Origin of the sequence: Ramlibacter albus (assembly GCF_014297445.1) — a bacterium.
In the GTDB taxonomy this organism is placed as follows: Bacteria; Pseudomonadota; Gammaproteobacteria; order Burkholderiales; family Burkholderiaceae_C; genus Ramlibacter; species Ramlibacter albus.
On the sequence record NZ_JACORU010000009.1, the window covers coordinates 56826 to 82195 of the forward strand.

The following is a 25370-nucleotide window of genomic DNA, read 5'->3' on the forward strand; positions in this document are numbered from 1 at the left end:
CCCACCCCCATCCCCCGCAGGACCCCCACCACCATGAGCCTCGAAGAATTTCCCGACTACCAGCCGCGGCCGCCCGGCGCGCCCGCCGCGCTCGACGGCGTGCGCGTCGTCGAGTTCGCGCACTTCATCGCCGGCCCGTTCGCCGGCACGCTGCTCGCCAACTTCGGCGCCGACGTCATCAAGGTGGAGGCACCGGGGCGCGGCGACGAGTTCCGCTACTACCCGCCCGCGGCGCCCGCGCTGCAGGACCAGGGCGCACCCTACATCTGGGCCAACCGCAACAAGCGCAGCGTGACGCTGGACCTCAAGACCGAAGCCGGCCTGGCCGTCGCGCGCGACCTGGTGCGCGGCGCCGACGTGGTCATCGAGAACTTCTCGGGCGACGTGATGGCGCGCTTCGGGCTCGACTACGCGTCGTGCAAGGCGCTCAAGCCCGACATCGTCTATTGCTCCGTCTCGGCCTACGGCAAGGACGGCGCGTTCGCCAAGCGGCTCGGCTTCGACACCGTGGCGCAGGCCGAAAGCGGCTTCTTCTCGCTCAACGGCTATGCGGACCGCCCCGGCGTGCGCGCGGGCTCGCCCGTGGTGGACATCACGACGGCCACGATGGCGGCCAACGGAATTCTTGCGGCGCTGTTCCATCGCGCGCGCACGGGCCAGGGCCAGCAACTGCAGATCGCGCTGTACGAAAGCGCGACGCTGCTCACCGGCTACGCACCCATGCAGCACCTGCTGTGCGGCTTCGAGCCGCAGCGCAACGGCAACGACAGCCCCGACACGTCGCCCACCGCGGCCTTCATGGCGTCCGACCGCCTCTTCTACATCAACTGCGGCAACGACCGCATCTACCAGCGCCTGTGCCTGGAGGTGCTGGAGCGACCCGACCTCGCGAACGACCCGGCGCTGGCCGGGCGCGACGGGCGCATGGAGCGCCGCCTCGAACTGTTCGACATCCTGCAGGACATCTTCAAGACGCTGCCGTGGTCGTATTGGCAGCCGCGCCTCGTGAAGGCCGCCATCCCGAGCGCGGAGATCCGCACGCTGCCCGATGCGCTGCGCTCGCCCGAAGCGCGCGGGCTCGACCTCGTCACCCGCATTCCGCACCCCGTGCTCGGCTGGATCCCGCACGTGCGGCTGCCGCTGCGCATGGGCGCCACGCCCGCGGCCGACCCCCGCCCCGCCCCCTCCGTGGGGCAGGACACCGACGACGTGCTGGCCCGCACGCTCGGCTACCCCGCCGATCGCATCGCGCAGTTGCGCGATGGCGGCGCGCTCGGCTGAACCCACCCATCGCTTCCCTCACCTGGAGACACCATGCACAAGCTGCTGAAATCCGTCCTCATTCCCATCGCCGCGGCGGCGGCGCTGATCGCGACCGGCACCGCGCGAGCGGCCGACGACTACCCCACGAAGCCGATCCGGATGGTGGTCCCCGGGCCGGCCGGCGGCCCGACCGACCTGATGGCGCGCGACCTCGCGGCCAAGCTCTCGGAGTTCCTGCCGCAGCCCATCGTCATCTTCAACCAGGCCGGCGCGGGCGGCATGATCGCTGCCGGCGCCGTGGCCAAGGCCGCGCCCGACGGCTACACGGTGCTGTTCGGCAACCAGGGTCCGCTGGCCGCCAACTACGCGCTCTACGACAAGGTGCCGTACAACGTGCAGACGGACTTCGCGCCGGTGTCGCGCTGGGCGGTGATCCCCAACGTGCTGCTCGTCAACGCCAAGGTTCCGGTCAACACCGTGCAGGAACTGGTGGCGCTGGTGCGCAAGGGCGATCGCGCGTGGAGCTTCGCTTCGGGCGGCAACGGCACCAGCACGCACATCGCGGGCGCGGTGTTCGCCAAGCGCGCCAACCTGAAGATGACCCACGTGCCCTACAAGGGCGCGCCGCCGTCGCTGCAGGACCTGATGGGCGGCCAGATCCCGGTGGCGTTCTCCGGCACCGTGGACTCGCTCGCGCTGATCCGCGCCGGGTCGGTGAAGGCGCTGGCCGTCACGTCGCTGCAACGTGTGCCCTCGCTGCCCAACGTGCCGACGGTGGCCGAAACGGTCATCCCCGGCTACTCGGTGGCTCCGTGGTTCGGCGTGGTCGCGCCGGCCGGCACGCCGCCCGACGTCATCGAGAAGCTGAACGCGGCGATCGCGAAGGCCGGACGCTCGCCCGACCTCGTGAAGAAGATCCAGGACCTCGGCGGCGCGATCGCCACCAGTTCGTCGGCCGAATTCGGCGAGCTGATGAAGAAGGACGTGGAGCACTGGGCCACGCTGATCAACGAGTCGGGCGCGAAAGTCGACTAGGTGCTTTGGATCCCCGCCTTCGCGGGGATGACGAGCTTCTACGCCGGCAGCACGATGCCCCAGCGGGCCCGCAGTTCTTCGGCACCGGCCTCGCGGCCGGGCTCCGGTGTGCCCGCTGGCGTGCGCGTGAACCGCGGCGCCGGCGCGGGCTGCACCACGCCGTCCACGTCCACGAACGTGCCGCGCGCGCGGTTGTGCGGGTGCCGCGGCGCTTCGTCCCAGTCGAGCACCGGCGCGAAACAGGCGTCGCTGCCTTCCAGCAGCGCGCACCACTCGTCGCGCGTGCGCGTGGCGAACACCTCGGCCAACCGGTGCTTCATGAGCGGCCAGCGCTCGCGGTCCGGCTGCGCGTCGAACAGCGGGTCGGCCAGGCCACAGCGCTCGCGCAGCAGCGCGTAGAACTGCGGCTCGATCGCGCCCACGGCGATGGATTTGCCGTCGGCGCAGGCATAGGTGCAATAGAACGGCGCGCCGCCGTCCAGCAGGTTGGTGCCGCGCTCGTTCGTCGCGCGGCCGGCCGCGTGGCTGGCGTACATGTTGGTGCACAGCAGCGCCGCGCCGTCGGTCATCGCCGCGTCCACCACCTGCCCGCGGCCCGAACTGCGCGCTTCCAGCAGCGCGGCGAGCAGGCCCATGCCGAGCACCATCGCGCCACCGCCGTAGTCGCCCACCAGGTTGAGCGGCGGCACGGGCTGCCCGCCGGCAGGGCCGATGGCATGCAGCGCGCCGGAGATGGCGATGTAGTTGATGTCGTGCCCGGCCGCCGTGTGCAGCGGGCCGCCCTGGCCCCAGCCCGTCATGCGGCCGTAGACCAGCCGCGGGTTCGCGGCCAGGCATTCGCCCGGGCCGAAGCCGAGCCGCTCCATCACGCCCGGGCGAAAACCTTCGATCAGTGCGTCGGCGCCGGCAATGGCCGGCATCAGCGCCGCCACGGCGCCCGGTGCGCGCAGGTCGACCTGGACGGTGGCGCGGTTGCGGCAATTCACGTCGAACCGGCCGGGAGCAGCGCCGGGCCGCGCGATGCGCAGCACCTCGGCGCCCATGTCGGCAAGCACCATCGCGCAGAAAGGCGCCGGGCCGAGGCCCGCGAACTCGACGACCTTGATGCCCTGCAGCGGTCCGGCCATGGCGTTGCCTCCTTCGCGATTCAAAGCGCCCGCGCGATCACTTCCTTCATGATCTCGCTGGTGCCGCCGTAGATGCGCTGCACGCGCGCGTCGGCGTACATGCGGCTGATCGGATACTCGTCCATGTACCCGTACCCGCCGAAGAGCTGCAGGCATTCGTCGACGACGCGCCCCTGCGTCTCGGACGCCCAGAGCTTGGCCATCGACGCCGTGGCGGTATCGAGCTTGCCGACAAGCAGCTTCTCGACGCACTGGTCGACAAAGGCGCGCCCGGCCATGATCTGCGTGGCCACCTCGGCCAGCTTGAACCGCGTGTTCTGCTGCTCGATGAGCGGCTTGCCGAACACCTGGCGTTCGCGCACGTACTGCAAGGTCGATTCGTAGGCCCCCTCCATCGCCGCGAGCGCCATGACGCCGATGATCAGCCGCTCGTACGGCAAGTCACCCATCAGCTGGTAGAAGCCCTTGCCCTCTTCGCCCCCGAGAAGGTTCTCCGCCGGCACTTCGACGCCGTCGAAGAACAGCTCGGACGTGTCCTGCGCCTTCAGCCCCATCTTGGGCAGCACGCGGCTGACGCTGTAGCCTTTGGCCTCGGCCGCCTCCACGATCAGGATCGACGTGCCTTTCGCGCGCTGCGCAGGGTCGGTCTTGCAAACCACGAGCACCAGGCCCGCGAGGAAGCCATTGCTGATGAAGGTCTTGCTGCCGTCGATGCGGTAACCCAGCTCGGTCCGGACGGCACGTGCACGGATCGCCTGCAGGTCCGAGCCCGTGCCCGGCTCCGTCATTGCAATGGCGCCGACGAGCTCGCCGCGCGCCATGCGCGGCAGGTACTTGCGCTTCTGCGCCTCGGTGCCATGGTTCAGGATGTAGTGCGCAACGATCGCGTGCACCGACGTGTTCATGCCCGTGAGGCTGCGCCGTAGCATCTCCTCGTACACGACGGCTTCGTGGCGGAAGTCGCCACCGCCGCCGCCGTACTCGTCGGGGATGTCGGCGCACAGCAGGCCGAGCTCGCCGGCCTTGCGCCACACCGCGTGGCCCACGTGGCCGCGCTTGCGGGCCTCTTCGTCACCCGGCGCGAGTTCTTCCTCGATGAAGCGCACCACCGTGTCGCGGTACAGCTCCAGCTCGGGGTCGGACCAGCTGCGCTCGAACCTCACCGGCATCGCGTCAGGCCTCGGCACGCGCCGTTTCGGCCGCGCCCCACGCGCGCAGGGCGTCCGCTGCCGCTTGCGGCGCGGCAGGCTCCGGCTGGGCGTTCGGCGTGCGCGAGAAGCGCGGCGCGGGCGCCGGCTGCACAACGCCCTGCACCGTGACGAAGGTGCCGCGTGCCTGGTTGTGCACGTGCTGCGGCGCCTCCTCGAAATCCAGCACCGGCGCGAAGCACGCGTCGGTGCCCTCCAGCAGCGCGCACCACTCCTCGCGCGTGCGGGTGCGGAACACATCCGCCAGCCGCAGCTTCATCATCGGCCAGCGCGAGCGGTCCATCTGGCCTTGGGTGAATTCCGCTTCCAGGCCGCACAGCTCGCACAGCTGCGCGAAGAACTTGGGCTCGATCGCGCCGATGGCGACGAACTTGCCGTCCGCGCAGGCATAGGTGTCGTAGAAGTGCGCCGCGCCGTCGAGCAGGTTGTCGGCGCGCTGCGCGGTCCAGCGGCCCGCGGCCTTCATGCCGTAGAACACCGACGACAGCAGCGCGGCGCCATCCGTCATCGCCGCATCGACCACCTGCCCCTGGCCCGAGCGGCGCGCCTCGTGCAGCGCGGCCAGCAGGCCCACGGCGAGCAGCATCGCGCCGCCGCCGTAGTCGCCCACGTAGTTCAGCGGCGGAGGCGGCGCGTCGCCGGCGCGGCCGATCGCATGCAGCGCACCCGTGACGGCGATGTAGTTGATGTCGTGGCCGGCCGCGGCGGAGAGCGGCCCCGTCTGGCCCCAGCCCGTCATGCGGCCGTAGACCAGCTTCGGGTTGAGCTTCATGCAGGCCGTGGGGCCCAGGCCCAGCCGCTCCATCACGCCGGGGCGGTAGCCCTCGATCAGGACGTCCGCCTTCACGATCAGGCCGAGCGCGGCTTCCACGCCTGGCGCCGTCTGCAGGTCGAGCGCGACGTGGCGCTTGCCGCGAGCGGTGACGTCGGTGGCGGCATGCGTGGTGCCGGGGCGTGCGATGCACACGACGTCCGCGCCGAGATCCGCCAGCACCATCCCGCAGAACGGCCCCGGGCCCATGCCCGCCATCTCCACCACGCGCAATCCATCCAATGGGCCGGGCATGTCGATCTCCCTGTGAGTTTGGTTGTCCAGATGCTAGGGGGCGGGCCCGCGCGGTGAATCGTCCGTTCGGACGAAACGGTTCAGGCCCCGCGCCCCGGTTGGGACGCCTTGCCGCGTGCCTGCACGGCTTCGCGCCGGGCGGCGATGGCGGAACGGTCCAGCGATGCCGCCCACTCACGCGAGCGCTGGCCTTCGAGGCGAAGGCCCTGCTCCAGCGTGCCGGCGAGGCCGTCGTCCACCAGGCGCTTGTACTGCGCGAGCATCCCCGGCGCGGCGGACAGCATGTCGCCCGCGAGACCCAGCGCGGTGGCGAGCAGCTCCTCGTGCGGCACGACGCGATTCGCCAGCCCCCACGCCTGCGCCTGCTGCGCACTGACGAAATTGCCCGTCAAGGACATCTCCAGCGCGCGGGCGCGGCCGATCAGGCGCGGCATCCGCTGCGACATGCCCCAGCTGGGGATCACGCCGACGCGCGCGTGCGTGTCCGCGAACGTCGCGCGGTCCGACGCGATGAGCAGGTCGCACGCGAGCGCCAGTTCGAGCCCGCCCGTGACGGCCGGCCCGTTCACGGCCGCGACCACCGGGCCGGGGAAGCCGAGCACGGCATGCACGGGGTCGTCCACCGCACCGCTGACGGCCAGCTCGGCCAGGTTCTCCGACGTGGAGAGCTCGCGCAGGTCGAGGCCCGCGCAGAACGCCCGGCCGGCGCCCGTGAGCACCACCACCTGCGTGCCCTCGGCCGCGAGCTGCGCGAATGCACGGGCGAGCTGGGTGCGCATCGAGCGAGTCAGTGCATTCAGCGCCTGCGGCCGCTGCAGCGTGACGACGGCGCAGCCGTCGTCACGCATCTCGACGGTGACCAGGGATTCGGCGGTGTCCATCGCAACCCTCAGGCGTGAAAGCGCGGCTCGCGCTTCTCGAGGAACGCGCGCACGCCCTCGTCGAACTCGGGCCGGTCGAGCAGCTCGCGCTGGCGGTCGGCTTCGTATTGCAGCTGCGCGCGCAGGTCGTTGCGCGACGCGGCCTCGTAGGCACGGCGCGTTTCGAGCGCGGCGCCGGCGGGCAGCTTGGCCAATTGGCGCGCGAGCTGCGTGGCCTTGTCGGCCAGGTCGGCGTCGTCCATGCACGCCCACACCACGCCCCACTGCTCCGCCTTTTCCGCGCTCAGGCGGTCGCCGAGCAGCGTGAGCGCCGCGGCGCGGCCGCGGCCCACCAGCTGCTGCAGGAACCACGTGGTGCCGAGGTCGGGCACGATGCCCAGCTTGGGGATGAAGGGCAGGTAGAAGTACGCGGAGCGGGCCGCGACCACGATGTCGGCCGCGAGCGCGATGCCCACGCCAGCACCGGCTGCAACGCCGGGGATGGCGCACACCACCGGCACCGGCAGCTCGCGCAGGCCGGTGATGATGGGGTTGGAGACCTCTTCCATCACCTTCTGCGTCGCTTCGCCGCGCGACAGGTGCTCATGCCCGGCGGGGATGGCGTTGCCCGCGAGATCGGCGCCCGCGCAGAACGCGTTGCCGCTCGCCGTGAGCAGCACAGCGCGGACGGATTTGTCTTCGCGCAGCTCGTGGATGATGGCGAGCAGCCCGTGCTGCATGTCGCGGCTGAGCGCGTTGCGGCGGGCGGGGTTGTCGAGGGTGACGACGGCGATGTCGCCGTCGCGCTTGAGGGTGACGTGCCGGTGTTCCATGGTGATTCTTCTCAGCTCAGGATCGTCTTGGCGAGCACGTCCTTCTGCACCTCGCTCGTGCCGCCGTAGATCGACGAGGCGCGGGTGAAGAAGTAGCGCGTGGCGGGCACGCCATTCTCATCGTCGTGGCGCGCGAGCGCTGAGGGCCCGGCGACGCGCAGCATGAGCTGCGCGATCTGCTGCTGGATCGCCACGCCCTTGAGCTTCAGCACCGAGGCGAAGGCGGGGTTCTCGTGCTGCGCCTGCGCGGACAGCAGCAGCCGCAGGTTGGTGACCTCGAGGCCGCGCAGTTCCGCATCGAGCCACGCGATCTCGGACTGGATGAGCGGGTCGCGGTCCACACCCAGCTCGCGCGCAAGTTCGATCGTGCGGTCCAGGCGATCGCGGCTTGCGCCCACGTAAGCGAGACCCGTGCGTTCGCTGCCGAGCAGCGTCTTCGTCACGTCCCAGCCCTTGTTCTCTTCACCCACGATGTTGGCCGCGGGAACCTTCACGTCGTCGAAGAACACCTCGTTGAGGTGGTGCTCGCCGTCGATTGTGTGGATGGGCCGGATGGTGATGCCCGGCGTTTTCAGGTCGATCAGCAGGAAGCTGATGCCCTCCTGCTTGCGCGCCGCGTCGGGGTTCGTGCGTACGAGGCAGAAGATCCAGTCCGCCATGTGCGCGTACGTGGTCCAGATCTTCTGGCCGTTGACGATGTAGTTGTCGCCTTCGCGGCGCGCGCTGGTGCGCAGCGAAGCGAGGTCGGAGCCGGCGCCGGGCTCGGAGAAGCCCTGGCAGAACCAGACGTCGAGGCGCGCGAGCCGCGGTAACCAGTCGCGCTTCTGCTCGGGCGTGCCGTACTTCAGGAGCACGGGCCCGAGCATCGTGACGTTGAAGTGCAGCGGCAGCGGCGCGGGCGCGAGCTGCAGCTCGTCCATCAGGATGAGGCGCTCCATCTGCCCGAGGTCCGCCCCGCCGAATTCGCGCGGCCAATGTGGCGCGGCCCAGCCGCGCTCGTGCAGCACGCGCTGCCACTGGACGACCTGTTCGCGCGAAGGGCGCAGCCCCTTGCGCATGCGCTCGCGCACCTCGGGCGGCAGGCGCTCGCGCAGGAAGGCGCGGACCTCTTCGCGGAAGGCCGTTTGGCCCGGATCGAGCTGCAATTCCATGTCAATCCGCTTTGATGCCCGTGATCTGCACGACGCGCTTCCAGTACTCGATGTCCGCGCGCATGTTGCCCGCGACGTCCTCGCGCTCCGCGGGCGCGGGGTCGATGCCCATCGAGATGAGCTGCTCCTGCACCTCCGGCGCCTTCAGCACGTTCAGGATCGACGTGCGGATCTTCTCCACCGTCGCGGGCGGCGTGCCCTTGGGCAGCATCAGCCAGTAGCGGCCGGGTTGCGAGACTTCGCTGTAGCCCAGCTCGGCGAAGGTCGGCACGTCGGGCACCAGCTTGTTGCGCTTGTTGCCCGTGATGGCCAGAGCCTTCAGCTTGCCGGCCTTCACCTGGCCCATCGTGTTGCCGAGGTCCACGACGGCGGTGTTGATCTGGCCGCCGATCAGGTCGGTGATCAGCGGCGGCGTGCCCTTGTACGCGGCGTGGACCATGTCCAGGTTGTTGCGCTTGTTCACCAGCTCGCTGTAGATGTGCGAGGTGGTGGCGTTTCCATAGCTGCCGTAGCTGCCTTTGGCCCCCTTGAGCCTGGCCACGGCGTCCGCCATCGTCTTCACCGAAGGGTCGGCCGTCAGGTACAGCATCGGCAAGTCGCAGATGCGGGCCACCGGGATGAGGTCGTTCAGCGCGTCGTACGGGCGCTTCTGGTTGAACGCAATGGCCTGTGTCAGGTGGCTGTAGCCGAGCAGGATGGTGTGGCCATCCGGCGCGGCGTTGACGCCGTGCACCGTGCCGACCACGCCGGCCGCTCCCGGCTTGGCGTCGACGATCACCGGCACCTTCCAGTCTTCCTTCAGGCGCTCCGCGAACATGCGCAGCACGCGGTCGCCCGTGGAGCCGCCGATGGCGGGCAGGATCAGCGTGACCGGCTTGTTCGCGATCGGGAACGCGTCCTGCGCTTGCGTTCCGAATGCGGCCGCGAAGGCGAGCGTCGCCATGCAGGCGCGGCGGGTGAAGCGGAAGTTCATGGGCGGTGTCTCCTGGGGCGTTGGTGAGAGTTGGATGCGGCCCATGCTAGGCAGCGGTGGCAAGGCGGCCATCGTCGCTTGCGACGATTCCCGCGCCGAGCCGCGCTGCATGGCTGGCGCCGTCGCCGAACAGCATCTCGAGGACGGTCATGCGGCGCAGGCAGTGGCCGGCGGCGTATTCGACGGTCATGCCGATGCCGCCGTGCAGCTGGATCGCCTGCTGGGTGATGAAGGTGCCGTGGCGCGAGGCGAGCATCTTGGCGCGAGAGAGTTCACGGGCGCGCTCCGTCTCGTCGTCGATCTCCAGCGCGAGCAGCGCGATCATGGCGGCGCTGCGCAGCGTGTCGAGCGACACCCGCATCTCGGCGATGCGGTGGCGCAGCGACTGGTTGGCGCCGATTGCGCGTCCGAACTGCTGGCGGGTCTGGACGTATTCGGTGGTGAGTTCGTACGCGCGTTCGGCGACGCCGAGGGCTTCGGCGCAGGCGGCGGCGGTGCCGGCATCGATCGTCGCTTTCAGGGCGGCGAGGCCGTCGCCCGCCAGGCGTTCGGCGCGCGCGCCGGCCAGCGTGATGTCTGCTGCCGGGGTGTCGTCGACGAGGCGGGTCGGCGCGATGCGCACGGGTGCTTGCGATGGATCCACCAGGAACAGCATCACGGTGTCGTTCTCGCCTCGCGCGCTGACCACCAGCGTGGCGGCATCGGCACCGAAGAGCACGTTCTGCTTGCGGCCATCGAGCAGCCATTGCCCGTCGACGCACCGGGCGCGCGTGCCGATCGACAGCGGGTCGTGGCGCGCGGCACGTTCATCGTGGGCGAAGGCGACGATTCGCGTGCCCTGCGCAATGGAAGGCAGGTGCGCTTCGCGCTGGGCGTCGGTGCCCGCGCGCGCGATCGCCGACGATGCCAGCACCGCCGTGGCAAGGAAGGGTTGCACGGCGAGTGCATGGCCCAGCGCTTCGAGAACCGGCAACAGGGCGACCGGCCGCTGCCCGAAGCCGCCATCCGACTCGGGCAGCGTGAGCGCGGTCACGCCGAGCCCGGCCAGCGCGGGCCAGAGGTTCACGTCCCAGCCGCTCTCGGTGGCGACGGACTTGCGGCGCTGCTCGAAGCTGGCTTGCGATTGCAGCAGGCGTGCGACGCTGTCCTGCAGCGCCACCTGGTCGTTGTCGAGTTCGAAATTCATGCTCAGAGCCCACTCACGAGGTGACCGCCATCGGCGGCGATGGCCGTGCCGGTCATGTACCGGCCTGCGTCGCTGGCGAGCAGCAGCAGCGGGCCGTCGAGGTCGCGCGCCTCGCCGAAGCGGCGCTGCGGGATGCGCTTGCGCATGCGGTCGCCGTCTTCGCTGGCGAGGAAGTCGCGGTTGATGTCGGTGGCGATGTAGCCCGGGCAAAGCGCGTTGACGCGGATGCCGTGGCGGGCCCATTCGAGCGCGAGCGCTTTGGTGAGGTGCGTCAGGCCGGCCTTCGACGCCGCGTACGGCGCGACGAAGGCGCCCACGCGCTCGCCGAGGATCGAGGCGATGTTGACGATGCTGCCCTTGCGTTCGGCTGCGACGAGCCGGCGGGCGGCTTCCGTGGCGGCGAGCCACGCGCCCTTGAGGTTGGTGTCGACCACCTGGTCCCAGTCCTGCTCGGAGGTCGAAAGCGCGGGCGTGCCGAGGCCGACGCCGGCGTTGTTGACGACGATGTCGGGCACGGCGCCGGCTTCGCGCATCGTGTCGAAGGCGTGCTGCACCGAGGCGGCGTCGGTGACGTCGAGTGCGACGGTTTCCGCTTTGCCGCCTTTGGCTCGAAGTTCGGATTGCAGCGCTTGCAGCTTGTCGACGCGGCGCGCCCCGAGCCAGACCTGCGCACCTGCGTCGGCAAGCACTTCGGCGAAATGCGCCCCGAGGCCGGCCGACGCGCCGGTTACCAGCGCAATCCGCCCGTCAAGCGAAAACAGTTCATTCATTCGTGATGCCCTTCCTCGGCGTCATTGCGGGCTTGACCCGCAATCCATGCCAGCGCTTCGACGCGCCAACATGGATCCCGGGTCGAGCCCGGGAAGACACCACTCATGACACGCGGTAGAAACGGCGGCCCCTCGCCGCCATCTCGCGCAGGAGCGGCGGCGATTGCAAGCCGAGCGCCTCGCAGCGCGCCAGCACCTTGTCCAGCCCCAGCCAGTCGGCGTACTGCAACGGCCCGCCCAGGTACTGCGGAAAGCCCACCCCGAGCAGCATCGCCATGTCGAGCTCGGCGGCACTCCCCACCACGCTCTCTTCGATGCAGCGGACTGCTTCCAGCAGCATCGGCAGCATCATGCGTTCGACGATCTGCCCGTCCGTGAACTTCGCGGAAGCACCGCCTTGCACCTGCGCGATCAACTCACGCGCAGCGGGCGAAGAACTGCGCTTGGGCTTGCCGCCGGCCGCGTCGTAATCGTAGAAACCGCCACCACTCTTCTGGCCCAGCCGCTTTGCGGCAACGAGCGCACGAATCGCGTTGCGCTCCGGCGGCCGCATGCGGCCCGGATACCCTGCTGAGATCACGTCGATCACGTGGCTGCCCGTGTCCATGCCCACGACGTCCTCGAGGTACGCAGGACCCATGGGCCAGCCGAACGCTTCCATCGCGCGGTCGACCTGCTCGTAGTCGGCGCCTTCCGCGACCAAGTCGCAGAACGCAATGATGTACGGCGTGAGGATGCGGTTCACCAGAAAGCCCGGGCAGTCCTTCACCACGATGGGTGTCTTGCCGAGGCCACTCGCGTACGCCGTGGCGGTCGCCACCGCTTCTGCGCTGCTGCGCGAACCACGCACCACTTCCACGAGCGGCATCACCGGCACCGGGTTGAAGAAGTGCAGGCCCGCCACATCCTCGGGACGCGGCAGCGGCGCAGCGATGTCGTCGATGCGCAGGCTCGACGTGTTGGAGGCCAGCACGGTGCCGGGCCGCAGCGCCTGCTGGAGGGCAGCCATCACCTCGTGCTTGACGCCGAGGTTTTCCACGACGGCTTCGACGGCGAGTTCCACCTCGCCAAAACCGCTGTCGTCGGTTTGCGGCGTGATGGCTGCGAGCACCTTGTCGGCCTTTTCCTGCGCGAGTCGGCCGGACTCGACCTGCTTCGCCAGCTGGCGCCGTGCCTCGCCCATGCCGAGGTCGAGCGCGCCCTGCGCGATGTCCTTCATGCGCACCGGCGTGCCGCGCAGCGCCGTGGTGTACGCGATGCCGCCACCCATGATGCCGGCGCCGATGACCGCGGTTTGCGCTGGCTTGCGCCCGCCCTCCGCATGACGGCGCGCGAACTTCTTGACCGTCTGCTCGTTGAGGAAGGTCTGCACCATCGAACGGGCAGCTTGCGTCTGCGTGACCGCGCCGAAAGCCGCGGCCTCCAGCTCCAGCGCGCGCGTACGGTCGCACTGCGCCGCTTCGCGCATCATGCGCACGGCGATCTCGGCCGCGGGCTGGTGCTTGCTGGCTTGCCTTGCCAGCTGCGCGAGCATGTCGTCGAACACTTTCGCGTCGAAGGGGCTGACGGCAGTGCGCTTGCGCTCCTGTGCCGCACGCCAATCCACCTGGCCTTCCACGCAACGCCACAGCAGGGCCAGCGCTTCCTCGCGCAGCTTCTCGGGCGCAGCCACGGCATCGACAACGCCGGCACGCTGCGCATCGGCAGCCTTCGCAGGCTTGCCACTCACCACCCAATCCACAGCTACCTTCGGGCTCGCCACGCGCGCGAGACGAACGGTACCGCCGAACCCCGGGAACAGACCCAGCTTCACTTCCGGCACGCCCACCTGCGCGACTTCGGACATCACGCGCTGCGACGCCGAGAGGGCCAGCTCCAGCCCTCCGCCCAGCGCGAATCCGTTGATGGCCACCACCGTTGGCACGTCGAGGTCTTCAAACGCGACGAAAATCTGGTTGGACTGCAGCACGCCGCGCGCAACCTCTTGTGCGGCCTGCTGGAACTTGCGCCCGAACTCCGTGATGTCCGCGCCGACGATGAACACGTCTTTCGCGCTCGTCACCAGCACGCCGCGCACGTTGCCGTCGGCGGCGATGGCCTGCACCGCCTGCCCGAATTGCGCGACCGCCTTGTCGTCCAGCTTGTTGATCGCCTCGCCCGCGCGGTCGAAGCACAGCTCGACGAGGCCGCCTTCGAGCGGCGTGACCCGCACGCAATCAGCCGCGAACAAAGGGGCGGCCGTCCCCATGCTGCGATCAGCCGCGGCCATTGCCTGCCCCCTCGGCCCAGCCGGATGCGATGTGCAGCCGCTGGCGGCAATCGGCCACCATGCGCTCGATGAGTTCGGCGCAGGTCGGGATGTCGTCGATCAGGCCGATGCTCTGGCCGGCGCTGACGATGCCGTTGTCCACTTCGCCGCTCTGCAGCGCCGCGCGCCCGCGCGTGCCGATCACCAGCGGCTTGATGTCCTCGAACTGGCAGCCGCCCGGGCGGTACTCCAGCTCGCGCACTTCGTGGGCGATCTGGTTGCGGAACACGCGCGCGGTGTTCTTCATCGTGCGGAAGATCAGCGCCGTGTCGCGCTCGGTGCCCTTCACCAGCGCCTGCTTGATGTTGTCGTGGATGGGCGCTTCCTTCGTCGCGCAAAAGCGCGTGCCCATGTTGATGCCCTCGGCGCCCAGCGCCATCGCACCGGCCATGCCGCGGCCATCGGCGATGCCGCCGGAGGCGATCACCGGGATCTTCAGCGCGCGTGCCGCAGCCGGGATGAGCACCAGGCCGCCCACGTCGTCCTCGCCGGGGTGGCCGGCGCATTCGAGGCCGTCGATGGAGACCATGTCCACGCCGTTGCGCTCGGCCGAGAGGGCGTGGCGCACCGTCGTGCACTTGTGGATGATCGTGATGCCGTGGTCCTTGAAGGTCTTGATGAAGTCCTTCGGGCTGTTGCCCGCGGTCTCGACGATGCGCACGCCGCTGTCCACGATGGCCTGCACGTACTCGGCGTACGGGCGCGGCGTGGCCGAGGGCAGGATGGTGAGGTTGACGCCGAACGGCTTGTTCGTCATCGAGCGGCAGCGCTCGATCTCTCGCCGGAGGTCGTCGGGGGTGGGCTGGGTCAGGCCCGTGAGGATGCCCAGGCCGCCGGCGTTGGAGACGGCTGAGGCCAGCTCGGCGAGGCCGACCCATTGCATGCCGCCCTGGATGATGGGGTAGGCGATGGCCAGTTGTTCGGTGACGCGGGTTTTCATCATGCTGGGCATTCTTTCGCCGCGTCACGGCGGGGGCATCGTCGCATGCGACGAATTTGTTTTTTTGGGGGGGCGTCCGTAAGCGTAGTCTCGGTTTCGACTGGCGTCGGGCCGTTGTTCTCCCCATTCCTCCCCCCGCCCTCCTCTCCCCTCCGGGGAGAAGAGGGAGCTAAATCGGACAGCCGATTTGGGCTCGTCCTCGTGGACAGGGCCGAATCGGGAGACGTCGGGGGGTACTCAAGCGCCGTTGGCGCTATCGTCGAGAGACGGGTCCACCCGTTGCTGGGTGCTACCCAGCCCAAGAAGATGATGAGGTGATGGTGTGGCGGTGGTTTGGGCTGCGTAGCACGCAGCAAACTGTCCGCTCGGGTCTGGACGATAGCGCTGGCAGCGTTCGCCCGCCACCCGACGTCCCCGAATTGGGCCCTCACAGTTCGGACGAGCCCAAATCGGCTGTCCGGCTTAGCTCCCTCTCTTTCCCGGAGGGGAAGGGAGGGCGGGGGGAGGGATGGGGAGAGCAACGCACTTAAGAGTGGCGAGCTCGAGACTACGCTTACGGACGCCCCCAAAAACAAATTCGTCGCAACCGACGATTGCCCACGGCCAGGTGCTACCTAGACTGCACAACCATGGCCACAGAGCACATCACCACCGCCCTCTCCGAGGGCATCCTCACCATCACCCTCAATCGCCCCGAGGCGTACAACGCGTACACGACCCAGATGGGTCAAGAAATCGGCGGAGCGCTCGACCGCGCCGACCGCGACGACGAAGTCCGCGTGGTCATCTTCACGGGCGCCGGCAAAGGCTTTTGCGGCGGCGCGGACATCGCCACCGGTTCGGTGAGCGCCGGTTCCGGCATGGAGCGCAAGGGCCTGCCGCCCGGCGGCATCGGCCAGCGCCTGTTCGAATCGCACAAGCCCATCATTGCCGCAATTCATGGCTCGGCCGTGGGCGTCGGCGTGACAATGACGCTCCCCATGGACTTCCGCATCTGCGCCGAAGGCAGCAAGTTCGGCTTCGTCTTCACGCGCCGCGGGCTGGTGCCCGAGGCCGGCAGCTCATGGTTCCTGCCGCGCATCGTGGGCATGACCAAGGCGCTGGAGTGGGTGTACGCGGCGAAGACGGTCACGGCTGAGGAAGCCAAGGCCGCCGGCCTCGTCAACGATGTCGTCCCCGCGGACAAACTGCTCGACCGCGCCCGCGAGATCGCGCGCGAGATCGCGCAGAACACCTCGCCGATCGCCACGGTCGTCACGCGCCAGCTCATGTGGCGTGCGTCCGCCGCGCCCGACCCTTTCGGTGCGCTGAAGGTGGATTCGGCGCTGAACCTCGAACTCTCCAAGGGCCCCGACGTGAAGGAAGGCTTCACCGCCTTCCGCGAAAAGCGCGCCCCCGACTTCCCGGGCCGTCCCAGCAAGGACCTGCCCGCCCTCTTCCCCTGGTGGTGAAACCATGACGACCCATGACCTCGTGATCCGCGGCGGCCGCATCGCCGACGGCCTCGGCTCGCCCCTGTTCGAAGCCGACGTCGCCATCAAGGACGGCCGCATCGTCGCGGTCGGCAAGATCGAAGGCGACGCACGCGAAGTGCTCGATGCGAAAGGCGCGATCGTCGCGCCCGGCTTCGTCGACATCCACACCCACTACGACGGCCAGGCCGTGTGGGACTCGCAGCTCGCATCGTCCAGCTGGCACGGCGTGACCACGGTGGTGATGGGCAACTGCGGCGTGGGCTTCGCGCCCGTGAAGCAGCACGACCGCCAGCGCCTCATCGAGCTGATGGAAGGCGTGGAGGACATCCCCGGCGTCGCGCTGCACGAGGGCCTGGACTGGGCCTGGGAAAGCTTCGCCGACTACCTGCAGGCGCTGGAGCGCCGCCCGCACGACGTGGACCTGTGCGCGCAGCTGCCGCACGGCGCGCTGCGCGTTTACGTGATGGGCGAGCGCGCCGCACGGCTCGAACCCGCGACCGAGGACGACATCGCCCGCATGCGCGAGATCGCCGCCACGGCGATGCGCGCGGGTGCACTGGGTTTCAGCACCTCGCGCTCGATCAACCACCGCACCATCAAGGGCGACCCGACGCCGTCGCTGCGCGCAAGCGAAGCCGAGCTCACCGGCATTGCCATGGGCCTGAAGGATGCGGGCCGCGGCGTGCTGCAGCTACTGTCGGACTTCGACACGCCTTCGCTGGAAGAAGAGTTCGCGATGCTGCGCCGCGTGGTCGAGAAGTCCGGCCGCCCGTTGTCGTTCACCCTCGCGCAGAAGCACGACGACCCGCAGGGCTGGCGCAAGCTGCTCAAGCTGGTCGACCAGGCGGTGAAGGACGGCCTGCCGATCCGCGCGCAAGTCGCCCCGCGCCCCATCGGCATGCTGCTGGGCCTGCAGGCCAGCCTGAACCCGTTCACCGGCTCGCCGATGGTGCGCGAGATCGCCGACAAGCCGCTTGCCGAGCGCTATGCCATCATGCGCGACCCGGCGTTCAAGGCCTCGGTGCTGGAGCACCTGGCGAAGGGCACTCGCAAGCGCCTGGACCTGAAGCTGCTGTTCCCCTTCGGCGACCCGCCGAACTACGAGCCCGATCCTTCCACGTCCATCGCCGCGCAGGCCGAGCGCACGGGCCGCAGCGCGGACGACCTCGCCTACGAGCTGACGCTGCAGGACGAAGGCCGTGCCTTCCTCTACACGCCGTTCGCCAACTATTCCGACGGCAACCTCGAAGCCTGCCGCGAGATGATGGCCGACCCCAACACCGTGATCGGCCTGGGCGACGGCGGTGCGCACGTGGGCATGATCTCAGACGCGAGTTTCCCCACCTTCCTGATGACGCACTGGGCCAAGGAGTGCGGCCGCGACGACGGCTTCGACATCAGCTGGCTGATCAAGCGCCAGACGTCGGACACGGCGCGCACGGTGGGCCTGCTGGACCGCGGCGTGATAAAACCCGGCATGAAAGCGGACATCAACGTGATCGACGTCGACAAGCTCGTCCTGCCCGCGCCCCGCATGGCTTTCGACCTGCCGGCCGGTGGCAAGCGCTTGCTGCAGAAGGCCGAGGGCTATCGTGCGACGGTGCTGTCGGGCGTCGTGACGTATCGCGACGGTGAGGCCACCGGTAATTTCCCGGGCAGGCTGGTGCGTGGGCCGCAACAGCCTGCTGTGACCGAGGCGGAGGCCGTGACCCAGTGAGCTCAGGAGCGCTCCAAGGCAAGGTCGTCGTCGTCACCGGCGCTTTCGGGCAGCTCGGGCGTGCGGTGGCCGAAGAGGTGCGTGCGCAAGGTGGCCGTGTTGCGATGCTCGACGTCGCAGCGGGCAACGCACCCGAGGGTTCGCGGGCCTGGAAGGTCGACCTCACCTCGCTGGCCGACACGACGCGCGTCTTCGAAGAGATTGCCGACCACTTCGGGCGCATCGACGGCCTGGCCAACATCGCCGGCGGCTTCCGCTGGCAGACGCTGGGCGAGAGCGAAGACTTGCACGAGTGGGCCGCGTTGCATGCGATGAACGTGCAGACGTGTGTGACCGCTTCCAAGGCTGTGCTGCCGTGGCTGCAGCGCTCCGGCGCCGGCCGCATCGTCAACGTCGGTGCAATGGGTGCGGTCAAGGGCGCGAGCGGCATGGGCGCCTACGCGGCTTCGAAGGCCGGCGTGATGCGCTTCACCGAAGCGCTGGCCGATGAGGTGAAGCTGCAGGGCATCACTGTCAACGCGGTGTTACCAAGCATCATCGACACGCCGGCCAACCGCGCCGACATGCCGAAAGCGAACCACGACCGCTGGGTCAAGCCGCAGCAGATCGCCGGCGTGATTGCTTTCCTGCTTTCGGATGCGTCCGCCGTCGTGACGGGCGCGCTGATTCCGGTCACCGGCCAGACCTGAGGCGGCGCGATGGCGCACCTCATGTTCTGCCTGCGCCGCCTGCCGCACCTCACGCGCGAGCAGTTCCAGGATTACTGGCGCAACGTGCATGGGCCGCTGGTGCGGTCGCATGCGGAGGCCATGGGCTTGTCCGCCTACGTGCAGAGCCATTCGCTGCCGGAAGCTACGCAGACACGGCTGGCTCAGGTTCGTGGGTCGCCGCTTGCATTCGACGGGATCGCGCAGCTGTGGTGGCATGACCGCGTGCTGACGCCGGAGCAGAAGGACGCCGCGCGCCGCGCGAATGCGGAGTTGCTGGAGGACGAGCGCAAGTTCATCGACCTCGCCGCGTCGCCGATCTTCCTGGTGGAGGACCACGAGATCCTGCGGCTGTTCACGGAGACCCGTGCATGAGCGAGTTCATCATTGTGGCGCGCGAAGGCGCGCTCACGATCGTCACCATCAACCGCCCCGAGGTGATGAATGCCATGCACCCACCGGCGCAGGACGAACTGTCCGCAGCGCTCGATGCTTTCGCTGCGGACGACTCGCAGTGGGTCGCCATCCTCACCGGTGCCGGCGACCGTGCCTTCAGCGCCGGCAACGACCTCAAGTACCAGGCCTCCGGCGCGCGGATGTGGCGGCTGGACAAGGGCTTCGGCGGCCTCACGTCACGCTTCGACCTCGACAAGCCGCTGATTGCGGCCGTGAACGGCATCGCGATGGGTGCCGGGCTGGAGATGGCCTTGGCTTGCGACCTGATCATCGCTTCGGAGAACGCCAAGTTTGCGTTGCCGGAGCCGAAGGTGGGTCTCGCCGCGTTGGCCGGCGGCATCCAGCGTCTCGGGCGGCAGATCGGGGCGAAGCGGGCGATGGGGATGATCCTGACGGGCCGGCATGTTGACGCTCGCGAGGCTCTCTCGCTGGGCTTCGTCAACGAAGTCGTTCCCGCCGGCGAGGCGCTTGCCGCTGCGAAGCGCCGGGCCGCACAGATCCTCGAGTGCAGCCCGCTTTCGATCCGCGCGTCGAAACAGGCAATGATGCGCGGCTTCGACGAGCCGTCGCTGGCAGACGCCATTCGCAATGGCCGCGAATACCCCGCGTCGAGAGCGATGTATGAGTCGCAGGATTACATCGAAGGCCCGAAGGCCTTTGCCGAGAAGCGCAAGCCGAAATGGCTCGGACGCTAGGCCTCGCCGCGTCCCAGCGCCGTCGTCAGCACGATTTTCCCGATCGCCTCCCGCGCAGCAACAACCCGCAGCGCCTCAGCCGCTTCCTCGAGCGGATAACGCGCAGTGATCGCCGGGCGAACGCGCCCTTCCGCCAGCCACTCGACAAGTTCAGCGCGCAGCTCGGCATACCGCTGCGGAAACCTCTTCGCGAAAGCTCCGTAGAACACACCGACGATGCTGCAACCCTTCAGCAGCGGCAGGTTCAACGGCAGCTTCGGAATCCCGGCCGTGAACCCGATCACCAGGTACCTTCCGCCCCACGCCATCCCGCGCAGTGCAGGTTCGGCGTAGTCGCCACCAACAGGGTCGTAAACGACATCGACACCGTCCGGCGCAAGCCGCTTGATCTCTTCCTTCAAATTCTGCGGCGTGTACAGGATCGTCACATCCGCACCGCGCTCGCGGCACAGCGCCAGCTTCTCCTCGCTCGACGCGGCAGCGATCACGCGCGCGCCCATGAGCTTGCCCAGCTCGATGGCGGACAACCCCGTGCCACCGGCGGCGCCGAGCACGAGCAAGGTTTCACCGCGAGCCAGATGCGCGCAATCCTGCAACGCATACTGCGTCGTGCCGTAGGTCATCATCAGCGACGCGGCCGCTTCCATGCTCACCCCACGCGGCACCGGCACCAGCCGGTCGGGCGTGATCCGCACTTCCTCGGCGAACCCACCCCAGCGGCAAGCCGCGATCACGGGGTCACCCACCGCAAAACCGGTGACGCCCTCGCCCAGCGCCTTGACCACACCGGCCACTTCGCCCCCGGGAGAAAAAGGCAACTCGGGCTTCAGCTGGTACTTGTCCTCGATGATCAGCGTGTCGGGGAAATTCACCGCCGCGGCATGCACGGCGACGATCACTTCGCCCGCGAGCGGTTTCAGCGACGGCAGGTCCTCGACCGTCAACGATTCAGGCGGCCCATGGCGCCGCGCCAGCACAGCCCGCATCGACTCAAGCGCCCTTGACCTCGAGCCCGGCCTTGGTCAGCAACTGCTTCCACACCGGCTTCTCGTTCTGGTACGTCGCGAAGAACTGCTCGCCGGTGCTGCCCACCGGGTCCATGCCGTTGTCCACGATCTTGTCGTAGACCTCCTGCGTCTTCAGCGCCGCCTGGTACTCGGCCGACAGGCGATGCACGATCGCGGCCGGCGTCTTGGCCGGAGCGATCACGCCCACCCAGCCCGGGTTCATCTTGAACACCGGCGCGGCCCAGCCCTGCTCGGCCAGCGTCGGCACGTTGGGCAGGTTCTTCAGGCGCTTGGTGCCCGACACGCCGATCATGCGCAGCTTGCCGCCGTCGGCCTGCGGCTTGGCGGTGGAAGGCGCGAAGAACGCGAAGTTGATCTGGCCGCCCAGGAAGTCCTGCATCAGCGGCGTCTCGCCCTTGTACGGCGAATGCACCATGCCGGCGTTGAGCGAGTCGCTCACTTCCATCAGCGCAACGTGGGCATAGTGGCCGACCGCCGTCGAGCCGTAGCTGAGCTTGCCCTTGTTGGCCTGCACGAACTTCAGGAACTCGGCCGCGTCCTTCACGGACGAGGAAGCGGGCACGCACAGCACCATCGGCACGGTGGCCAGCAGGCTGATGTACGCGAAATCCGTGGCCGCGTTGTACGGCACGTCGGCGTTGAGCAGCGGGCTCGCGATGATGCTGGACGACGCCGTGGCGCCGATGGTGTAGCCGGTGGGCTGCGCCTTCGCCACCGCCGTCACGCCGAGCATGCCGCCGGCACCCGCGCGGTTGTCGATGACGATGCTCTGGCCGATCTTCGACTCCACCTGCTTGCTGACGGTGCGCATGACCAGGTCGGTCACGCCGCCGGGGGCGTAGGGCACGATGAACTTGATCGGCTGGTTGGGGAAGTCGGCCTGCGCGAAGGCGGCGCGGGGGCCCAGGCCCAGCAGCGCGCCGCCGGCGGCGGCCCCGAGCAGTTGGCGGCGATTGAGGTGGTCCATGGTGTCTCCTGTGGTTGATCGCATCCTAGGAAGCACCCGCCCCGCGGCCATCGTCGCTTAAGACGATTTGGCGGATTCGTCGGTTGCGACGATGCCCCGGAAGACCCCGGTTCCTAGCATTGACCCCAATAGCAGGAGACCGACTTTGGATTTCGACATCCCCGAGGACATCCGCAGCAAGCTGCGCGAAATCGACGCCTTCGTCGAGCGCGAGCTGGTGCCGCTGGAGCAGGCCCACCCCCAGTTCTTCGACCACCGCCGCGAATTCGCCCGCACGGACTGGGAACGCGACGGCATCCCCAGCGCCGAGTACGAGGCCGTGTGCCGCGAGGCGCGCAACCGCTGCGACCGCGCCGGCTTCCTGCGCATGGGCTTGCCCAAGTCGGTGGGCGGGCAGGAAGCGTCCAACCTCACCGTCGTGATCATCCGCGAACACCTGTCGGCGCGCGGCATCGGCCTGCAGGGCAACCTGCACGACGAGCAGTCGGTGGTGCCCAGCATCCCGATGGTCCACCTGATGAACAAGTACGGCACGGCCGAGCAGAAGGCGCGCTACCTCGAAGGGCTCGTCACCGGCGACGACTTCCTGGCGTTCGGCCTGACCGAGCCGGACCACGGCAGCGACGCGACGTGGCTCGAATCGACGGCTGTCCGTGATGGCGACCACTGGGTCATCAACGGCAAGAAGCGCTTCAACAGCGGCGTGCACAAGGCCACCGCCGACCTGATCTTCGCGCGCACGTCGGGCCAGCCGGGCGACGCCGACGGCATCACGGCCTTCCTGGTGCCGATGAAGACGCCCGGCCTCGACATCGACTACTACCACTGGTGCTTCAACATGCCCAGCGACCATGCCGAGGTGAGCGTCAACAGCGTGCGCGTGCCGCACACCGCCATCGTGGGCGAGGAGGGCAAGGGCCTGGCCGTCGCGCAGAACTTCGTGCACCAGAACCGCATCCGCCAGGCCGCGCAGAGCGTGGGCGTGGCCCGCTACTGCGTGCAGGAATCGGTGAAGTACGCCCGCGAGCGCAAGACCTTCGGCAAGCCGCTGGCCACCCACCAGGCCATCCAGTTCCCCATCGCCGAGATGCATGCGGAAGTGGAGATGGTGCGCAATTACGTGTTCAAGGCCGCTCGCGAGCTGGACCGCAAGCCGGCCGAGAGCGTGAGCGACATGGTCGCCATCGCCAACTTCCGCGCCAACCGCCTTGCGTGCAATGCCGCCGACATGGCGATCCAGGTGCACGGCGGCATCGGCTACACGCGCGGCAAGCCGTTCGAGCACATCTACCGGCACTTCCGCCGCTACCGCATCACGGAGGGGTCGGACGAGGTGCAGATCCGCAAGGTCGCTGCCTACCTGTTCGGCTACGCCGGGCCGAACAAGAAGTCGAAGAAAGCCGAAGCATGAAGGACACCACCCAGCGCGGCCCGCTCACCGGCATCAAGGTGCTGGACCTGGCCTCGGTGATCATGGGCCCGGTGGCCTGCCAGCACCTGGCCGACATGGGCGCCGACGTCATCAAGGTCGAGGCGCCCGAAGGCGACCTCACCCGCTCGCTCGGCCCGCGCAAGTCCAAGGACATGGGCGCCGTGTTCATCACGTGCAACCGCAACAAGCGCAGCGTGGTGCTGGACCTGAAGAAGCCCGACGCGCGCGCGGTGCTGCACCGCCTGGTGGCAGGCAGCGACGTGCTGGTCCACTCGGTGCGCACGGAACCCGCGCGCAAGATCGGCCTGACCTACGAGGACCTGCGCAAGTTCAACGAGCGGCTCGTCTACTGCCACGTCAAGGGCTACTCGGACGACGGCGCCTATGCAGGCCAGCCCGCATTCGACGACACGATGCAGGCCGAGAGCGGCCTCGCGATGCTGCAGACGGCGGTGGCGGGCGAGCCGCGCTATGTGCCCTCGTCCATCGTCGACAAGATCTGCGCGATCCACGCGGCGTATGCGGTGGTGTTGGCCCTCTTCGAGCGCGCGCAAAGCGGCAAGGGGCAGGAGGTGGAGCTGCCGATGTTCGAGACGATCACGGCGTTCAACCTCACCGAGCACCTGTGGGGCCAGGCTTTCCAGCCGCCGCTGGGCAACATGGGTTACGACAGCGTGCGCCGCGGCGTGCGCAAGCCGTACCCGACGAAGGACGGGCACCTCGCCTTCCTGCCGTATTCCGACCTGCACTGGGGCAAGTTCTTCCGCGTGGTCGGCAAGCCCGAGCTGGTGGACGACCCGCGTTTCTCCACGTTCGCTGCGCGCCAGAACAACTACGACGCCGTCTTCGGCTTCGTGCGCGACACGCTGAAGGAGCGCACCACGGCCGAATGGGTGGCGCTCTTCAAGGACATCGACATCCCGATGGCCGCGGTGAACCAGATCGACGACATGATCGAGCACCCGCACCTGAAGAGCGTGAACTTCTGGAACGAGATGGAGCACCCCACCGAGGGGGCGCTGCGCATGATGTCCAACCCCATCGGCCTGAAGCGCACGCCGCCTTCCATCCGGCGCCTGCCGCCGCGGCTGGGCGAGCACACGCGCGAAGTGCTGCGCGAGTTCGAATACCGCGGCGACGAGATCGACGGCCTGCTGGCCGGCGGTGTGGCGAGGCAATGGACCTGAGTTTCGAACAGCAGGTCGATGCGCTCGCGCGTCGCCGCCTCGGCACGACGGGCGTGGAAGCGCTCGAGACGCTGACCGCGGGCGCCAACAAGGGCACGTGGGCGTTTCGCGCCGACGGCCAGGGCTTCATCCTGCAAAGGCAGGCACCCTCGGGCGCGCCCGATCCCGATGCGGGCCCCGACGACTGGGTGCCCCACCTCGACGGCACCGAAGAATTCAAGGTGATGCTCGCCGCGCAAGCCGCGGACGTGCCGGTGCCGCACGTGCGGCACATCCTGGTCGAGGAAGACGGCCTCGGCGAAGGCGCTGTCACCGAACGCGTGGAGGGCGAGACGATTCCCGCGCGCGTGCTGCGCCAGCCCGAGCTGGTCGAGGCGCGCAAGCGCATGGCCGGGCAGTGCGGCCGCATCCTCGCGCAGATCCATCGCGTGCCGACCGGCCAGCTCGGCTTCCTGCGCCACTTCGACGCGGCCGAGACGCTGGCGCTCTTCGAGCGCACGCTCGACCGCGTGGGCCTGCCGCTGCCACCGCTCGAGCTGGCGCTGCGCTGGGCGCGCGAGCGCCTGCCGAGGCAGGCGCGCACGACGCTCGTGCATGGCGACTTCCGCACTGGCAACTTCATCGTCGGGCCGGAAGGGATCCGCGCCGTGCTCGACTGGGAGATCGCGCACGTCGGCGACCCCATGGAGGACCTCGGTTACCTCTGCATGCGCACGTGGCGCTTCGGCGGCGCGGGCGCCGTGGGTGGCTTCGGCGCACGCGAGGACCTGTATGCCGCCTACGAGAAGGCCTCGGGCCTGGCCGTAGACCCGGAGGCAGCGCGCTTCTGGGAAGTGGCCGGCGCGATGCGCTGGGCGCTCGGCTGCGTGCGGCGCGCGCATGCGTGGCGCCACCAGCAGGGGCGCAAGCTGGAATTCGCCGCCGTCGGGCGGCGCATCGAAGAGCCGGTCTACGATCTGCTCAATGTCATCGAAGGGCTCGATTGA

23 protein-coding genes are annotated in these 25370 nt (G+C 68.9%); 10 read left to right on the forward strand and 13 right to left on the reverse strand.

What is annotated here, in order from left to right; all coding sequences use genetic code 11:
• Nucleotides 1-33 precede the first annotated feature (33 nt).
• Together H8R02_RS21545 and H8R02_RS21550 are read left to right on the forward strand one after the other, a co-directional pair.
• Nucleotides 34-1281: a CaiB/BaiF CoA transferase family protein gene (locus tag H8R02_RS21545; RefSeq protein ID WP_187083560.1), complete on the forward strand. Its 1248-nt coding sequence runs from the start codon at nucleotides 34-36 to the stop codon at nucleotides 1279-1281.
• A gap of 33 nt (nucleotides 1282-1314) precedes the next feature.
• Nucleotides 1315-2298, forward strand: coding sequence for a Bug family tripartite tricarboxylate transporter substrate binding protein (locus tag H8R02_RS21550; protein WP_187083561.1), 984 nt, complete (start codon nucleotides 1315-1317; stop codon nucleotides 2296-2298).
• Between the two features lie 38 nt (nucleotides 2299-2336).
• Here H8R02_RS21550 and H8R02_RS21555 read toward each other — a convergent pair whose 3' ends face one another.
• The 11 genes from H8R02_RS21555 to H8R02_RS21605 form a co-directional block, all read right to left on the reverse strand.
• On the reverse strand, nucleotides 2337-3425 hold the full coding sequence (locus tag H8R02_RS21555; protein WP_187083562.1) for a CaiB/BaiF CoA transferase family protein: 1089 nt from the start codon (nucleotides 3423-3425) through the stop codon (nucleotides 2337-2339).
• A 20-nt stretch (nucleotides 3426-3445) separates the two neighbouring features.
• Nucleotides 3446-4594 (reverse strand): acyl-CoA dehydrogenase family protein, encoded by a 1149-nt coding sequence (locus H8R02_RS21560; RefSeq protein ID WP_187083563.1) that lies wholly within the window; start codon nucleotides 4592-4594, stop codon nucleotides 3446-3448.
• 4 nt (nucleotides 4595-4598) lie between these two features.
• Nucleotides 4599-5699 (reverse strand): CaiB/BaiF CoA transferase family protein, encoded by a 1101-nt coding sequence (locus H8R02_RS21565; protein WP_187083564.1) that lies wholly within the window; start codon nucleotides 5697-5699, stop codon nucleotides 4599-4601.
• A gap of 80 nt (nucleotides 5700-5779) precedes the next feature.
• Nucleotides 5780-6580, reverse strand: coding sequence for an enoyl-CoA hydratase (locus H8R02_RS21570; protein WP_187083565.1), 801 nt, complete (start codon nucleotides 6578-6580; stop codon nucleotides 5780-5782).
• Between the two features lie 8 nt (nucleotides 6581-6588).
• Nucleotides 6589-7392: an enoyl-CoA hydratase-related protein gene (locus tag H8R02_RS21575; RefSeq protein WP_187083566.1), complete on the reverse strand. Its 804-nt coding sequence runs from the start codon at nucleotides 7390-7392 to the stop codon at nucleotides 6589-6591.
• 11 nt (nucleotides 7393-7403) lie between these two features.
• Entirely contained in the window at nucleotides 7404-8543 is a 1140-nt protein-coding gene (locus H8R02_RS21580; protein WP_187083567.1) for an acyl-CoA dehydrogenase family protein, read from the reverse strand.
• Nucleotide 8544: 1 nt separating this feature from the next.
• Entirely contained in the window at nucleotides 8545-9516 is a 972-nt protein-coding gene (locus H8R02_RS21585; RefSeq protein WP_187083568.1) for a Bug family tripartite tricarboxylate transporter substrate binding protein, read from the reverse strand.
• 46 nt (nucleotides 9517-9562) lie between these two features.
• Nucleotides 9563-10702, reverse strand: coding sequence for an acyl-CoA dehydrogenase family protein (locus H8R02_RS21590; RefSeq protein WP_187083569.1), 1140 nt, complete (start codon nucleotides 10700-10702; stop codon nucleotides 9563-9565).
• 2 nt (nucleotides 10703-10704) lie between these two features.
• The gene (locus H8R02_RS21595) at nucleotides 10705-11472 is read right to left on the reverse strand and encodes an SDR family NAD(P)-dependent oxidoreductase (RefSeq protein WP_187083570.1); all 768 of its coding nucleotides are present in this window, start codon (nucleotides 11470-11472) and stop codon (nucleotides 10705-10707) included.
• A gap of 103 nt (nucleotides 11473-11575) precedes the next feature.
• On the reverse strand, nucleotides 11576-13741 hold the full coding sequence (gene fadB / locus H8R02_RS21600) for a fatty acid oxidation complex subunit alpha FadB (protein ID WP_255429485.1): 2166 nt from the start codon (nucleotides 13739-13741) through the stop codon (nucleotides 11576-11578).
• Nucleotides 13728-14720: an NAD(P)H-dependent flavin oxidoreductase gene (locus tag H8R02_RS21605; protein WP_187083717.1), complete on the reverse strand. Its 993-nt coding sequence runs from the start codon at nucleotides 14718-14720 to the stop codon at nucleotides 13728-13730. Before H8R02_RS21605 ends, fadB begins: the two co-directional genes overlap by 14 nt.
• A 629-nt stretch (nucleotides 14721-15349) precedes the next feature.
• On the opposite strand from H8R02_RS21605, the gene H8R02_RS21610 reads away from it, so the two are divergent.
• The 5 genes from H8R02_RS21610 to H8R02_RS21630 are packed head-to-tail and all read left to right on the forward strand — an operon-like array spanning nucleotide 15350 to nucleotide 19770.
• Nucleotides 15350-16171 carry an enoyl-CoA hydratase-related protein gene (locus tag H8R02_RS21610; protein ID WP_187083571.1) on the forward strand — a complete coding sequence of 274 codons (822 nt, stop codon included), beginning with the start codon at nucleotides 15350-15352 and terminating at the stop codon, nucleotides 16169-16171.
• Between the two features lie 4 nt (nucleotides 16172-16175).
• Nucleotides 16176-17912, forward strand: a complete 1737-nt coding sequence (locus H8R02_RS21615; protein WP_187083572.1) for an N-acyl-D-amino-acid deacylase family protein — start codon at nucleotides 16176-16178, stop codon at nucleotides 17910-17912.
• Complete coding sequence (locus tag H8R02_RS21620; RefSeq protein WP_187083573.1) at nucleotides 17909-18601, forward strand: SDR family NAD(P)-dependent oxidoreductase; 693 nt, start codon at nucleotides 17909-17911, stop codon at nucleotides 18599-18601. The genes H8R02_RS21615 and H8R02_RS21620 overlap by 4 nt, the downstream gene beginning before the upstream one ends.
• A gap of 9 nt (nucleotides 18602-18610) precedes the next feature.
• Nucleotides 18611-18994 (forward strand): EthD domain-containing protein, encoded by a 384-nt coding sequence (locus H8R02_RS21625; RefSeq protein ID WP_187083574.1) that lies wholly within the window; start codon nucleotides 18611-18613, stop codon nucleotides 18992-18994.
• Entirely contained in the window at nucleotides 18991-19770 is a 780-nt protein-coding gene (locus H8R02_RS21630) for an enoyl-CoA hydratase-related protein (protein ID WP_187083575.1), read from the forward strand. The genes H8R02_RS21625 and H8R02_RS21630 overlap by 4 nt, the downstream gene beginning before the upstream one ends.
• On the opposite strand, the gene H8R02_RS21635 is transcribed toward H8R02_RS21630, so the two are convergent.
• A complete protein-coding gene (locus tag H8R02_RS21635) occupies nucleotides 19767-20756 on the reverse strand; it encodes an NADPH:quinone oxidoreductase family protein (protein ID WP_187083576.1) in 990 nt (329 codons plus the stop codon). The genes H8R02_RS21630 and H8R02_RS21635 overlap by 4 nt on opposite strands.
• Before the next feature lie 4 nt (nucleotides 20757-20760).
• A complete protein-coding gene (locus H8R02_RS21640; RefSeq protein WP_187083577.1) occupies nucleotides 20761-21765 on the reverse strand; it encodes a Bug family tripartite tricarboxylate transporter substrate binding protein in 1005 nt (334 codons plus the stop codon).
• A 145-nt stretch (nucleotides 21766-21910) separates the two neighbouring features.
• On the opposite strand from H8R02_RS21640, the gene H8R02_RS21645 reads away from it, so the two are divergent.
• From H8R02_RS21645 to H8R02_RS21655, 3 genes are read left to right on the forward strand one after another with little or no spacing between them, the layout of a single operon-like run.
• The gene (locus H8R02_RS21645) at nucleotides 21911-23176 is read left to right on the forward strand and encodes an acyl-CoA dehydrogenase family protein (protein WP_187083578.1); all 1266 of its coding nucleotides are present in this window, start codon (nucleotides 21911-21913) and stop codon (nucleotides 23174-23176) included.
• On the forward strand, nucleotides 23173-24384 hold the full coding sequence (locus H8R02_RS21650; protein WP_187083579.1) for a CaiB/BaiF CoA transferase family protein: 1212 nt from the start codon (nucleotides 23173-23175) through the stop codon (nucleotides 24382-24384). The genes H8R02_RS21645 and H8R02_RS21650 overlap by 4 nt, the downstream gene beginning before the upstream one ends.
• Complete coding sequence (locus tag H8R02_RS21655) at nucleotides 24375-25370, forward strand: phosphotransferase family protein (protein WP_187083580.1); 996 nt, start codon at nucleotides 24375-24377, stop codon at nucleotides 25368-25370. The genes H8R02_RS21650 and H8R02_RS21655 overlap by 10 nt, the downstream gene beginning before the upstream one ends.

What these genes read in the sequence shown, in the direction of transcription:
- H8R02_RS21550 (WP_187083561.1), top strand. Translation starts at nt 1,315, where the DNA reads ATGCACAAGCTGCTGAAATCCGTCCTCATTCCCATCGCCGCGGCGGCG.
- fadB (WP_255429485.1), bottom strand. Translation starts at nt 13,741, where the DNA reads ATGGCCGCGGCTGATCGCAGCATGGGGACGGCCGCCCCTTTGTTCGCG.
- H8R02_RS21570 (WP_187083565.1), bottom strand. Translation starts at nt 6,580, where the DNA reads ATGGACACCGCCGAATCCCTGGTCACCGTCGAGATGCGTGACGACGGC.
- H8R02_RS21560 (WP_187083563.1), bottom strand. Translation starts at nt 4,594, where the DNA reads ATGCCGGTGAGGTTCGAGCGCAGCTGGTCCGACCCCGAGCTGGAGCTG.
- H8R02_RS21635 (WP_187083576.1), bottom strand. Translation starts at nt 20,756, where the DNA reads ATGCGGGCTGTGCTGGCGCGGCGCCATGGGCCGCCTGAATCGTTGACG.
- H8R02_RS21625 (WP_187083574.1), top strand. Translation starts at nt 18,611, where the DNA reads ATGGCGCACCTCATGTTCTGCCTGCGCCGCCTGCCGCACCTCACGCGC.
- H8R02_RS21610 (WP_187083571.1), top strand. Translation starts at nt 15,350, where the DNA reads ATGGCCACAGAGCACATCACCACCGCCCTCTCCGAGGGCATCCTCACC.
- H8R02_RS21575 (WP_187083566.1), bottom strand. Translation starts at nt 7,392, where the DNA reads ATGGAACACCGGCACGTCACCCTCAAGCGCGACGGCGACATCGCCGTC.
- H8R02_RS21580 (WP_187083567.1), bottom strand. Translation starts at nt 8,543, where the DNA reads ATGGAATTGCAGCTCGATCCGGGCCAAACGGCCTTCCGCGAAGAGGTC.
- H8R02_RS21650 (WP_187083579.1), top strand. Translation starts at nt 23,173, where the DNA reads ATGAAGGACACCACCCAGCGCGGCCCGCTCACCGGCATCAAGGTGCTG.
- H8R02_RS21585 (WP_187083568.1), bottom strand. Translation starts at nt 9,516, where the DNA reads ATGAACTTCCGCTTCACCCGCCGCGCCTGCATGGCGACGCTCGCCTTC.
- H8R02_RS21595 (WP_187083570.1), bottom strand. Translation starts at nt 11,472, where the DNA reads ATGAATGAACTGTTTTCGCTTGACGGGCGGATTGCGCTGGTAACCGGC.
- H8R02_RS21640 (WP_187083577.1), bottom strand. Translation starts at nt 21,765, where the DNA reads ATGGACCACCTCAATCGCCGCCAACTGCTCGGGGCCGCCGCCGGCGGC.
- H8R02_RS21565 (WP_187083564.1), bottom strand. Translation starts at nt 5,699, where the DNA reads ATGCCCGGCCCATTGGATGGATTGCGCGTGGTGGAGATGGCGGGCATG.
- H8R02_RS21555 (WP_187083562.1), bottom strand. Translation starts at nt 3,425, where the DNA reads ATGGCCGGACCGCTGCAGGGCATCAAGGTCGTCGAGTTCGCGGGCCTC.
- H8R02_RS21545 (WP_187083560.1), top strand. Translation starts at nt 34, where the DNA reads ATGAGCCTCGAAGAATTTCCCGACTACCAGCCGCGGCCGCCCGGCGCG.
- H8R02_RS21655 (WP_187083580.1), top strand. Translation starts at nt 24,375, where the DNA reads ATGGACCTGAGTTTCGAACAGCAGGTCGATGCGCTCGCGCGTCGCCGC.
- H8R02_RS21605 (WP_187083717.1), bottom strand. Translation starts at nt 14,720, where the DNA reads ATGAAAACCCGCGTCACCGAACAACTGGCCATCGCCTACCCCATCATC.
- H8R02_RS21590 (WP_187083569.1), bottom strand. Translation starts at nt 10,702, where the DNA reads ATGAATTTCGAACTCGACAACGACCAGGTGGCGCTGCAGGACAGCGTC.
- H8R02_RS21615 (WP_187083572.1), top strand. Translation starts at nt 16,176, where the DNA reads ATGACGACCCATGACCTCGTGATCCGCGGCGGCCGCATCGCCGACGGC.
- H8R02_RS21630 (WP_187083575.1), top strand. Translation starts at nt 18,991, where the DNA reads ATGAGCGAGTTCATCATTGTGGCGCGCGAAGGCGCGCTCACGATCGTC.